Annotated in this window: 11 protein-coding genes; 7 read left to right on the plus strand and 4 right to left on the minus strand. The window is 40.8% G+C overall.

The genetic code is table 11. The features are described 5' to 3' along the window. Positions 1-70: 70 nt before the first annotated feature. The 6 genes from ACFS6H_RS01010 (at position 71) to ACFS6H_RS01035 (ending at position 7,030) form a co-directional block, all read left to right on the plus strand. Complete coding sequence (locus tag ACFS6H_RS01010) at positions 71-1,765, plus strand: DUF4836 family protein (RefSeq protein WP_386094081.1); 1,695 nt, start codon at positions 71-73, stop codon at positions 1,763-1,765. Between the two features lie 205 nt (positions 1,766-1,970). Further along, the gene (locus ACFS6H_RS01015) at positions 1,971-2,612 is read left to right on the plus strand and encodes an ATP-binding cassette domain-containing protein (RefSeq protein WP_386094084.1); all 642 of its coding nucleotides are present in this window, start codon (positions 1,971-1,973) and stop codon (positions 2,610-2,612) included. Between the two features lie 61 nt (positions 2,613-2,673). Then, on the plus strand, positions 2,674-3,876 hold the full coding sequence (locus ACFS6H_RS01020; RefSeq protein ID WP_386094087.1) for a hypothetical protein: 1,203 nt from the start codon (positions 2,674-2,676) through the stop codon (positions 3,874-3,876). A gap of 839 nt (positions 3,877-4,715) precedes the next feature. Then, on the plus strand, positions 4,716-5,387 hold the full coding sequence (locus ACFS6H_RS01025) for a hypothetical protein (RefSeq protein WP_386094090.1): 672 nt from the start codon (positions 4,716-4,718) through the stop codon (positions 5,385-5,387). A 35-nt stretch (positions 5,388-5,422) separates the two neighbouring features. Further along, entirely contained in the window at positions 5,423-6,259 is an 837-nt protein-coding gene (locus ACFS6H_RS01030; RefSeq protein WP_386094093.1) for a sensor histidine kinase, read from the plus strand. 120 nt (positions 6,260-6,379) lie between these two features. Continuing rightward, on the plus strand, positions 6,380-7,030 hold the full coding sequence (locus tag ACFS6H_RS01035) for a response regulator (RefSeq protein ID WP_386094096.1): 651 nt from the start codon (positions 6,380-6,382) through the stop codon (positions 7,028-7,030). 162 nt (positions 7,031-7,192) lie between these two features. Here the strand turns inward: ACFS6H_RS01035 and ACFS6H_RS01040 are convergent, their stop codons facing one another. Further along, positions 7,193-7,681, minus strand: a complete 489-nt coding sequence (locus tag ACFS6H_RS01040) for a CPBP family intramembrane glutamic endopeptidase (RefSeq protein ID WP_386094099.1) — start codon at positions 7,679-7,681, stop codon at positions 7,193-7,195. Positions 7,682-8,478: 797 nt separating this feature from the next. Between ACFS6H_RS01040 and ACFS6H_RS01045 the strand changes: the two genes are divergently transcribed. Further along, positions 8,479-9,909, plus strand: coding sequence for a glycosyltransferase (locus tag ACFS6H_RS01045; protein ID WP_386094101.1), 1,431 nt, complete (start codon positions 8,479-8,481; stop codon positions 9,907-9,909). A 98-nt stretch (positions 9,910-10,007) separates the two neighbouring features. Here the strand turns inward: ACFS6H_RS01045 and ACFS6H_RS01050 are convergent, their stop codons facing one another. From ACFS6H_RS01050 to ACFS6H_RS01060, 3 genes are all read right to left on the minus strand, one after another. Then, positions 10,008-10,859 carry an endonuclease/exonuclease/phosphatase family protein gene (locus tag ACFS6H_RS01050; RefSeq protein ID WP_386094104.1) on the minus strand — a complete coding sequence of 284 codons (852 nt, stop codon included), beginning with the start codon at positions 10,857-10,859 and terminating at the stop codon, positions 10,008-10,010. Positions 10,860-10,908: 49 nt separating this feature from the next. Then, on the minus strand, positions 10,909-11,769 hold the full coding sequence (gene nadC, locus ACFS6H_RS01055) for a carboxylating nicotinate-nucleotide diphosphorylase (protein ID WP_386094107.1): 861 nt from the start codon (positions 11,767-11,769) through the stop codon (positions 10,909-10,911). 379 nt (positions 11,770-12,148) lie between these two features. Then, the gene (locus ACFS6H_RS01060) at positions 12,149-12,541 is read right to left on the minus strand and encodes a DUF4783 domain-containing protein (RefSeq protein ID WP_386094110.1); all 393 of its coding nucleotides are present in this window, start codon (positions 12,539-12,541) and stop codon (positions 12,149-12,151) included. Positions 12,542-12,749 lie beyond the last annotated feature (208 nt).

Here is a 12,749-nt window from a genome sequence, read left to right on the forward strand (position 1 = left end):
AACCTGATCAAAAAAAGTGTCCTACCCGGTACAAAGTAAAACTTACCGACTGACAAATAAAAAACACATCATGAAATTAAAATTCTTATCATTTCTTGCCATTATCGGTATAATGGTATTGGCTTCCTGTAATAAATCCGGCAAAACCGGCTTACTGGTTCCGGAAGATGCAGCCGTTGTTTTTACCATCAACTCACAATCATTAAGCGAAAAAATGACCTGGGATGATATCCAGGCCAGTGAATGGTACAAAGACATGCAGAAAAAAAGCACCAATGATGATACGGCCATGGCCGCTTTGGTAGCCAATCCTGAAAAATCGGGTATTGATATTAAAGCAGGTTTTGCATTTTTTATGAAACCCCAGAATAATGGTGGTTACCTGGTTTTCCAGGGCAAACTAAAAAGCGCTGCTGATTTTGAAGCCGCTTTAAAGAATGTAAAACAAGGCATCAGTATTCAAAAGAAAGATGACCTCAGTTATACCAGCCTGGACGATGACGCTATCCTGACCTGGAACAGCTCCCGTTTTATGTTTATTGCAGATGCCCCAATGAACCTTACCAATGATTTTCGCGGTTCCGGCCGCAGCACCCGTTTTGGCACGGACAGCTTATTAACTTTTGCCAAAACCACTTATGCATTAAGCGGTAAAAAATTATTGGACAGTGATAAACGTTTTGCCGACCTGGTAACCAGTAAAGGCGACCTGCATTACTGGATCAGTGCCGAAAAAATGTACAGCAATTCATTCGCGGGCGGCATTTTAAGCATGATGAAATTCAACAGCCTGATCGAGGGAAATATCAGTACCGGTACCCTTAGTTTTGAGAATGGTAAAATTTCACTGACAGGCGAACAGTTTTATGGTAAAGAGCTGGCCAAGATCATGGATAAATATAACAACGAAGGCGTAAGTGCCGACGTAATCAACCGCCTGCCTTCGGGTGAAGCCCTGGCTGCCGGTGTTTACAAACTATCTATCCCCATGATCATCGACATCATCCGCCTGGCTGGTGCTGACGGTATTGCCAATAGTTATTTGGGTAAAAACAATCTTTCACTGGAAGAGATTGCCGCCGCTTTCAAAGGTGATATTGCTTTTGCCTTAACCGGCATGGAAAAGAAAACAGTGACCAGTACTTATGACGGTTATGATGGCAAACCGGAGAGCTATACCTACGAGAAAGAAAACCCGAAAATGGTCTTTGGTATCTCTGTAGTGCAGGATAAATTCAACAAGTTATATGATATGTTCCTGAAAGAAATGGGCGGGGAAAAACCTAATGATATTTTTGTTAAAAATGAAAAGGACTGGTTTATCGTGGGTACCGACTCAGCTGCCCAGGAAGCATTCCTGGCCGGTAATAACAAACCAAATTATGCCGACAAATTAAAAGGCAACAACCTGAACTTTTTTGTGAATATCCCGCAGGTTATCGAAACCTTCAGAAGTAAAAACAATGACAGCATTGCCAATGCCATGACCGACCTGTCAAAAGCAACCTGGCAGGAGTTTACGTTTAACTGCGACTACAAAAAAAGTAAAGCTACTTATAATATGGAAGTACTGTTAAGCGATAAAAGTGTTAACAGCTTAAAACAACTCAATAAATATGCTGACCAGATGAATGTGTTGGAGAAAAAACAAAGGGCAAAATGGGAAACAGAGTATCCTACCACAATAGATACAGTGATAGCAGCCCCGAATATGCCTGCCCCACCGCCAAGCGCATCTGCAATAGAAGTTAAACCAAAAAAATAATTCATAAAGCAGGTAATGGGTGCAGTAGTAAGGTTAGCTTATTACTGTACCCATTTTTGTTTCCGACCTCATTTGTACTACCTGCTATCCTGATATGTACTGTTCATATTTTAACAAAACAAGCAGTTACAGGAATACCGGTAATGTTGTAGCTTTAAACTTCAAACTACCACTATCATATCTATAGTGGTTTATTTACTGATACATGATACTATCCATTAAAAACTTATTACCCACCTATTTTGAACAGCAACGGACCACTACCTCCGAAATATGGGGTAAGGATATCGTATTTAATAAAGGGGAGCTGGTGAAAATTGTTGCTCCTTCGGGCAGCGGTAAAACATCGCTGATGCATTTTTTATATGGTATGCGGCAGCAATACAAAGGCGATGTATTATACGACACCCAACCGCTAAAAAAGTTTACGCCCGAAGATTTTGCCCGGGTACGTACCAACCAGGTAAGTATTGTATTCCAGGATATGAAATTATTACCGGAATCGACCGTACTGGAGAACCTGGAAGTAAAAAGACAACTGGCTCCTTTTCATGATGGGGACAAAGTGCTGGAGATGGCCAGGAGATTGGGGCTGGGTGATAAATTATCGTCGCGGGGTAAAACCTGTTCCTACGGCGAACAGCAACGTGTAGCCATTATCCGTTCCTTATTACAGCCTTTTGATTATTTATTACTGGATGAGCCTTTTAGTCACCTGGATAACAATAATGCACAAAAAGCCATGGAACTGATCATTGAAGAAGCCAGACAAAGGAACGCTACCGTGATATTGGCCGACCTGGAGAAAATAGATTTTTATCCGTACACCAGTATTTATTACCTGTAGTATAAATTATCCCGGCAGGCTGTTCTATACTAATTTTTACTTTTAATTCTGACCTTATTATATGGCGCTTTCATTTAAACCCATAAAACCTTTGTTACAGACAGGCGGAAAAGGCGGTTCTGGTTTCTTTTCGTTTTTAGGCCTGGGTATCGGGGTATTACTGCTCTTATGTTCTGTACAGATGTATATCAACATCCAGCAGCTATTAAAAGAAGGCAGCATCCGTAAAAACGGATACGATTATATATCGATAACCAAGCCCATTACGAATGCGACCATGGGCCAGCCCGAAAAAAGTTTATTTACCCAACAGGATATAGATGGACTCAAGGCCAACCCGCTGATTGATAATGTGTCGCCATTAATTCCCAATGATTTCAGGGTAATGTTAAGCGCCGGCGATGTGGTACCCTTCCGTACCGATATGTTCCTGGAAACCCTGGACAATGATTTTTTAGACACCCTTCCACCCAGCTTTACCTGGCAGCCCGGCCAGCAAACCCTTCCCATTATCCTGTCCTCCGACTTTTTCGAGATCTACAATGTATTTGCCCCGGGCCAGAACCTGCCCCAGATATCCAAGGAAACTGCAGGAGGCATGGTAGTACATGTACACTGTGAAGGGAACAATAACAGCGAAGTATTTTATGGCCGCATTGTGGCTTTCAGCGACCGGGTAAACTCAGTCCTGGTTCCCAAAGCCTTTTTAAGCTGGGCAAATGAAAAATTCGGGAAAAACAAAGGCGTAGCCTCTTCCCGGTTATTTATAAAAACCAGGGACGCCAATAATACCGAACTGTTGAAATTCTTTGACAGCAAGGGGTATAAACTGAACAAGGATAAAACTTTACTGGGGCGTAATAAGATCGTGATCCAGGGTATTTTCAGCGCCCTGGGGATCTTTGGTTTGCTGGTAGTGATCTTAGCCTTATTGTTATTCTCCTTTTACCTGCAGTTGGTCATTGCCCGCAGCAAGGACAACCTGCAATTATTACTCACTATCGGGTATTCACCAAAATGGCTTGGCAGCAACTTCTCCCGGCGCTTTGTACCCATGTACCTGGTTATAGTTTTTGGCGCATTATTAGCCACCCAGTTGATGCAATGGGCCTTTCATCAGTTTGTTATGTATAATCGCCCCGAACTTTCTTCTGTTGTACACTGGTCGGTTATCAGTATCGCGGTAATACTGATATTGTTATCCGTGATTACCAATTACAGGCTGGTGAAAAAGCTGTTATATAAGTTGTATTCTATAGAGTAAATAATTAAACCCTTGCTGGTTATGCTTTGCCCATGAAGCGTTTTGTTTTTCGAGGACCATAGGCTCCTTCCGGGATCTATGGTCCGTCAAACTAGTATGTAAAATGCTTGATATTCCCTTACATTATTACTATTAAGAAACGGCAAGCCCAATATATCCTTACTTACTCCCTATCTCCCCTAAATCATATCAATATGATAATCAATAAGTTAAAATAAAAAAGGTTTTAAATAATCCTAAAACTCTCCTACTGCTAAATATACGATAGGCTGGATAGTGTTTTTGCTATTGCCCGGTATTACCCCTTAAAATAACTTTGTACCCTCCAAAAGGGGAGTTTCCCTTTTAAAAAACAGATGTTTTTCCTCTTTTTTTGAATCCGGTTTTTGCTTCTATTTGAAGAACTTTCTACAATAAGAGTTTATACCTAGTAAAAAAACTATATACAAAATAGTAATTTTACTAGTAAATAGTCGTAACATTACGCAACTATTAAGATGCCGTTGTTCCGTTAATCTCCCTGTAACTATTATCAGTATTGAATTACACGCACTTATAAGTATTTATCCCTCTGAAATTAAGGGTTGAGTATGGGACTTCTACGTGCAATTTTTGCAGTACAATAATTTTATAGACCGTCTAAATTTGTTACTGTTATGAAAAAAATTACGAAATTAAACCGCAAAATCGTTTGGGATCTTGAAGGTGGTGGTATTTTTGAAGGTTTAGAAGACTAAATTTTTTAAGAATTTCCTTTTTTAAAAAACTTTTCTATTTTTGGATAAAATCCAATTACAATAGAAAAGTTTTTTTTATACCTAGTTGAACACATATTAGAGTTGAGTTACCTTTTCCCGGTAATTGCTTTTCTGTTGTTTATCAAAAATAAAGGTAAAATTTTCCCTAAGGTATTACCCCTTCTGATTTACTCAATTGTTTTCTTTTTAACTACCTTTTTCTTTGATCAGATTACCCCGTCCCCTGTTTCACCCCGTATATTCAACTTTTTATTTACATTAACTGAATATATATTATTTGCCACTTTACTTACTTACTGGTATCAAACCAATAAAACATTCTTAAAAACGGTTTTTATTGGTTCAATATTCTTTCTGCTTTTTCACACTTTCTATTCGCTTTGGGTCAAAGCCGGTCTTATTGATTCCGTTTCTATCGGTATTTGTACATTATTAATGTTTGCCTATATATTTTATTATATTTTTTTAGAATTAAACCGGGATGAAACAAAAATGCCTGGTATGTCCCTAGCTACTCAACCTACTTTTTGGATAGCACTTGGAATATTGGTTTATCTAGCCGGCACTTTCTTTTTTCATTTGTTAATCGACTATTTACCTAAAGAGCAGATCCGCCAGTACTGGTTTATCACCTATATATTTGACATAATTAAGAATATATTCTTTACAATAGCTATCTTCGTCTACATCCGCCAAGCCAATAAAAAACCGCAAGCCCAAAAAACCAACGAACCATTTTTAAATTTTTTATAGGTTAGTCATGTAACCTGTCTTATCTACCTGCATATATGAATTTTCTACTGCAAGCCAGCACAGCTACAAATATCCCGGTGGTATTTATCATCGGTGCCGTGGGTATGGCTGTACTTACAGTAAGCATTGTTACCTTATTAATACTTCACCAGCGAAAAGTAGCCCGTTTTAATGCCACCGTACAGGAAATGGAAAAGGAGCAACAAAAGGTTTTATTAAATGCTTCTATAAAAATGCAGGAAGAGGAACGACAACGCCTGGCTGCCGACCTGCATGACGACGCCGGACCATTACTGGCTACTGCCCGTTTATACCTGAACGAGAACCTGGTAAACCAGGATAAAGCATCACAGCTGCAGGCCATCTTCCAGGCCCGCCAGATCATCGACGATACCATTCAGCTGATCCGGAATATCAGCCATAGCCTGATGCCCCCTACCCTGAAAAACTTTGGTCTGGAATCGGCCATTAATGACCTTTTCCAAAAGATCAGCGGCTCAGGTACCATCAACGCCAGCAGCCGTTTTCACGATTATAAAGACCGTCTTAAACCTGAGACAGAATTAGTTGTATTCCGGATCGTGCAGGAGTTAGTGGGCAATATTTTAAAACACAGTAACTCCAGCTTTATACACCTTACGCAAAATGTACACGACAACCGGTTTTACCTGCGTATTCACCATGACGGGCGGGGTATTGTGCAATCAGACTTTGATAAACTTACTAAAAGTACCGTAGGTCTTGGCTTAAAGAATATTACCAGCCGTACCAGCCTGGTTCGTGGGAGTATTGTTTTTGAAAAAGATATTTCCCAAACCTATTATAAGGTTACTCTCGAAATTCCGCAGGAAAATAATACCACCTACGAGTAAGCTTATTCCGCACAACTATTCACCCGCTTCTTCCCGCCTTTCACGCTCCCCATGCCTTAATGTTCAGAACTGTTATGGGTAAATGATACGAATTATTTACATTTGCCAATACCCAAGCCGATGGAAGTAATAAAAGTAGCCATAGCAGACGATCATAAGATTTTTCGAAAAGGCGTAGTACTATCTTTAAGGCCCTTTGCAAATATTAAATTTGTACTGGAAGCCGGAGAAGGGGATGAACTTTTGGAAAAACTGGATGAAGCAGAGCCGGACGTAATCCTGATGGATCTTCGTATGCCCGGAAAAGATGGTATTGAAACCACCAAGATCGTCAGCAAAAAATACCCCCATATCAAGGTACTGGTTTTAAGTATGTACGAAGATGAGCGCTTTGTTTACCACCTGATGGAAAACGGAGCGAATGGTTACCTGCTCAAAAATGCCGATCCCCAGGAAATCCGTCGGGCCATTATGGATGTGGCTGAAAAAGGATATTACCTCAACAACTTTGTTAACCGCATCTTACTAAAAAAATCACATTCCCGCCAGAAAGTAATACCATCCTTAAACAACGAAGTAACCCTGACCGATAAGGAACGGGATGTACTGCGTTTTATTTGTATGGAATTTACCGCACAGGAAATAGCCCAGAAAATGGAGATCAGCCCGCGAACCGTAGAGGCTATCAAGGACCGATTAATGGAACGTTTTGGCTGTAAAAACACTGCCGGCCTGGTTTTCTTTGCCGTTAAAAACTCATTAATAGAATAATTATCCTTGCTTTTATCGGGGCTGTCAACAGTGTACATCACTCAGCAATAGCTCCCGCCTTCCGTAGTAGTGCAGCCATGCTGCTATACCCCTTTATGCAGCTACTACATCCAGTCGGGCAGCCCTTCAGCTGCAGTGCTGTTATGAGCAGCTACCTGTTTATCAGATTCTACGCTGCTTTCGCTTATATATAAGTGTAAGTATTATACCTGTTAACAGCAGCCCAAGCTGTACCAGTACACCGGTCCTGTCAATCTGTTGCTGTAAAGAAGCCGGTAATACTTCCGGCACATCAATTTTCCACAGCGCCGGAAAACTGCTTTTTTGCCCAAGTGCAGCCTGAAATAAATTGGCGGCAAAATGAATACCGGTAGCCATAGCTATTCCACCGGTACGCAACACGGCCCAGCCAAAGATAAAGGCCCATGCACCGGGACCTAGAAAGGAACTGAGCATATCCTGCCCACCTGCTACATGATACAATGCAAACAATATGGCAATGGTAATTTGTGCCGGCCATATCCCCCAGTTATTTTTTAAATGCATAAAAGCAAAAGAACGGAAAGCTATTTCCTCCATCAAAGACAATAATAATAAGGCCATTGCCCACATAAAAAACATGCCCATATCCTGGCCTTGTACTGCTATCACCTGTAGATCATTTACACCGATAACAATCAAAAAAGCGATCCCTGAAATCAATAACCCGGAAACAAAACCGGTGAAAAAATTTTTCACTGTACCAGGCTGCCATGCTAAGCCCATATCAGCAGGCCGCTGCCGGCCCCACCTGCAAAACACCCAAACAATACCAAGCGCAACAACTATTCCAAGTATGCCATAAGCATATCGTTCAAATTGTGGTGGTAACAAATGTTTAAGCGGGGAAGCCAGGGCTAATACAGCCGTAAAGAGTATACAACATAAAATTGATTGTAAAAAAGCAGTTATTTTATTATTCACCGGAGTAAATTATAAGGCTAAAATAATAAAAAAGAATACTGCTTCCAATTATGTATAGCAGTTACACAAAGTTCTTTACTCCTGCATCTTATCAACATCTTTATCATGTATATTTTTTTATACACATGAAGCAGCTTTTTTTCATTATTAGCAACACACTGAAAAACACTACAGTAACAGCACCTGCTATATAAATGTTATTTTATTGTTATCATCTGCTTATGATTTAATCATAAAAAAATAAAAAATATAAAGGCTACAATGTAGTGCTGGCAAGCAGTCTATCATAATGGCATGGTATTTGAAAATTGTTGGTTCCCCAAGTCTGTAGAATACCTCATGTATTTTTTCTTTGGCTTACTTACTACTGATCATTCTCACTACAGACTGAGAATGTGTGTTGAGTGTTCAAGTCTATAATAAGGAAGGATCGTGAATGAAATGAATTGTCAGTTGAATCAGCTAACACATTAAATGTATTGATTATGATGGAACCTACCCTACAAAAAAAAGCAGGTCTTGCCCGGAGATTGTCCGCCGGTGTAAAGGCCTTTCAATCAAAAGTAGCAGAACATGCAAAAGCCGCTGCATTAAAGTTATCGGACTACATGGTGCTTATTACCACTTTTATTTTAATGTTCGGCGCTGTATATCTTGTATACCGGTTGCAGCCGCATTATGAACAGATCCGGTCAGAAAGATTAACCACTGTATGGGGAACCGCATTTGTTATTTTAGCAGTATCCTTATTAGTTATTAAGCTTTGCTTTCTCGTATATATTCTTGTCTTATACCTCCGCTATAAAGCAGTTAAATCGGTTAGTGACGAGTTATTACCTACCTGTACCGTTATTGTTCCGGCTTATAATGAAGGTAAACTGGTATGGCAAACATTATTGAGTCTGGCTAACAGCGATTACCCCAAAGAAAAAATTCAGCTGATCTCTATCGACGATGGCAGCCAGGATGATACCTGGCAATGGATGCAAAAAGCGAAGGCCGAATTAGGCGACCGGCTGGAGATATACCAGCAGCCGGAGAATAAAGGTAAACGCCATGCCCTGTATCGTGGCTTTCATTTAGGCACCGGCGATATATTTGTTACGGTAGACAGTGATTCCATTGTAAAACCAAACACTTTACGCAACCTGGTAAGCCCGTTCATTGTAAATGAAAAATGTGGCGCCGTTGCCGGCAATGTAAGGGTGTTAAATAATAAATCGGGCATGATCCCCCGCATGCTGAATGTGAGTTTTGTATTCAGCTTTGAGTTCATCCGTTCAGCACAAAGTTCGTTAGGTTCGGTATTGTGTACACCGGGCGCCCTGGCCGCTTACCGTAAAGATGCCGTGATGGCCTGCTTACCGGAATGGATCAACCAAACCTTTATGGGACAACTGTCTGATATAGGTGAAGACCGGGCCATGACCAATATGATCCTGAAACAGGGTTATCATGTGGTATTCCAGCGTAATGCGCATGTGCTGACCAATATCCCTGAAAAATATAAAAATCTTTACAAGATGTTTATACGCTGGGAAAGAAGTAATGTGCGTGAGAATATCATGATGAGTACTTTCGCCTTTAAAAACTTTCGTACCGGTCCTAAAGCAGGTACCAGGATATTATTGCTGAACCAATGGTTAAAAGTGATCATGGCCATTCCACTGACCTTGTTAATGCTGGTGTTCATTGTTACGCATCCCATCCTGTTTATCAGTTCCGTACTCTTAAGCATATTAATTTTCTCCAGCATACAGGTATATTTTTACGCCAAATGGCATAATATAGTAGAGTCCTTCTGGGCATACCCTTATAGTATTTTTTATGCCTTTGCCCTGTTCTGGATAACACCATATGCCATTGCCACCGCCAGCCGGAAAGGATGGCTGACACGCGGATTGGAAACGAAATAAAATTCAGGTTGTTGTTGTCGTAGAGTGAGCATGCATGCTCACTCTACGACAACAACATTTCTTTTTACCATAATAGAGACGTCATGCTGACGTCTCTATTATGGTAAATGCAATAAGGCCAATACAGCGAAATGGTCGGATGCAAACCGCCCCTCCCATGTTTGCGAAATCGTAGCGTGGTTTTTTACCTTCCAGTTACCCTTAATAAAAATATAATCTATCGGCTGGTCATTGATCTCTTTATTTTTAAAGGCATTAAAAGTACCGGTGGGACCATAATGCGGCTTAACCGTAACAGTTTTCGCATCAGTTAAATGCAGCGGGTTATTTTTATCCATGATCACCTGTATCGGCTCATCATCAGGAGTAGCATTAAAATCGCCGGTAAAGAATGCCGGTAGTTTGCCTGCAATTTCTTTTACGGTCTTTAATACCATATGGGCGCTTTCCCTGCGGGCCACCTTACCCATATGATCAAAATGTGTATTAAAGGCAACAAACTGTTTACCGCTTTTTTTATGCCTGAATTTGACCCAGGTGATCACCCGCGGAAATGCTGCATCCCAGCCTTTACTGCCGGCCACTGTTGGTGTTTCCGATAACCATAACATGCCTGATTGCAAAGCAGCCAGCTGTGTGGTATCATAAAAGATGGCAGAGGCTTCGCCCTTATCCGTTCCGTTATCGCGGCCACCACCAATGGATCTATATTGTTTTAACGATGCCCTCAGGTCGTTCATCTGGTCGGGCAGGGCTTCCTGTACACCCAACACCTGCGGCGCATGATATAATACCTGCGAGCTTAATTTTTCTTTCCGGTAAGGCCAGGCATTCAAACTATCCGATGCTGTATTTAAACGGATATTAAAACTCATCACCGATATATCCTGTGCGGCTACCATGCCTGTCATGACCAAGCCAACAGGCAATAAAAATAATCTGCTCTTCATGGTATAAAAATATTTAGATTGGTTTGTATCGCAGGTTAGCGAATTGTTACTATTTATTGCTCACTGCCTTCAGGCTCAGGTCAAGACTTTTAGCCTGGTGTATCAATGCCCCTACACTTACATAATCAACACCTGTCTGGGCATAGGCTTCAATATTATCCAGGTTAATGCCCCCGCTGGCTTCGGTTTCAAAACGCCCTTTGGTATAAGGTAATGCCTCAGTTATTTGTTCGGGGGTAAAATTATCCAGCATTATACGAAATACCTTTTCTTCGCCCATAGCCACCACCCTTTTTACCTCGTCCAAGTTACGGGTCTCCACTTCTATTTTTAAAGGCAATTTGTTTACCTGCAAGTATTGATAAGCTGCATCAATGGCTTTTTCCAGACCACCGGCATAATCCACATGGTTATCCTTCAGCATGATCATATCATACAGCCCGAAGCGGTGGTTCACCCCGCCACCAATGCGTACCGCTTCTTTTTCCAGTAAACGGAAGTTAGGGGTGGTTTTTCGGGTGTCCAGTAAACGGGTATGATAGCCCTCCAGTTTACTGGTATACTGGCGGGTAAGGGTAGCAATGCCACTCATCCGCTGCATACAGTTCAATACCAGTCTTTCGCATTGTAATATGGTATGTATATGTGCTTCTACTTCAAAAGCCACTTCTCCATATACCATGGCATCGCCATCGGCTTTATAGGCTTTAAATACAGCCCCGGGTTCTTTGTAGGCAAATATTTCCCGGGCCACTTCCATGCCCGCCAGCACACCGTCCTGTTTTATTTTTAACACCGCCTTCCCGGTTGCACCAGCCGGTATACTGGATAAAGTAGAGTGATCCCCACTGCCAATATCCTCCTTCCAGGCTTCGTCAATTAAATGATGTAATTTTTGTGTAAAGCTCATGGGACAAAGTTAGGCGTTGAGGAATTATGAATGATGAGTTATGAGTGAAAAGCCAAAAGCTGAATGCGAAAAGCTGAAAGCCAGATTGTTTTACAGGTGAAAGTGTTGTTCTGTGGCACAACAGCTTAACCATTTGTAGTATGAACGATGAATTATAAATGATGAGTTATGAATGGTAAATGACAGAATTTGATGAGTGCATTAAAAAGGCTTCTATCGAAAAATAAATACCCCGCTTTATATTGCAAGCTTTAAGCTTTCAGCGTTAAGCGTTTTGCCTTCCCTTAACTATTAACCTGGAACAATTAACTGTTAACCACCATCCACAAAAAAGCCCGTACAATCCGTACAGGCTTATATCTAATGTGTTAATACTTGCTTATTCAATAAACTGGAACCTGATCTCTTTCAGGCTTTCTTTACCGCTTTTGGTTTGCATAAAAACGTGGGTACGATAGTTACCCGATTTTGTTTGCAGGGTACCAATACAATATTGTCCACCGGGTGAATTACCCTTGTGTTTTAACTCAAAGCCTTTCACACCATTGGTGCCAAAGAAATCGCGTAATATCTGCTGTGCCTGCGATTTGCTGTAACTGTCGCTTTTATCAGGCAGTGTCAGTAACAGGTTTTCATCGCTGTATTTTGACAATTCAGTAGCGTTACCGGTTTTTAAGGAACTGATCACACTATCAATATTGCTTTTCTGTTCAAAAGCCGTTAACATCACAAAAGAAAACAACGCCAGTAAAGGAGTATAAATCGTTTTCATATTTTTTATTTTAAGCTTTCATAGTTATTGCATCTAAAAATATGCCATCTTAGGCATTGGTTTATAGTGCTAATGTAATAAATTACTCATTTACAAGTAGTTTTTACCACATAAATAAGCTATTTCGCTGTAATTTTACACACTTCAATGACAAAAATTACTCTTATGGGCATTGAAGCGAACGTTTGCTTGTCACTTTAACAACCTC

The organism is Terrimonas rubra, from assembly GCF_042686025.1.
In the GTDB taxonomy this organism is placed as follows: Bacteria; Bacteroidota; Bacteroidia; order Chitinophagales; family Chitinophagaceae; genus Terrimonas; species Terrimonas rubra.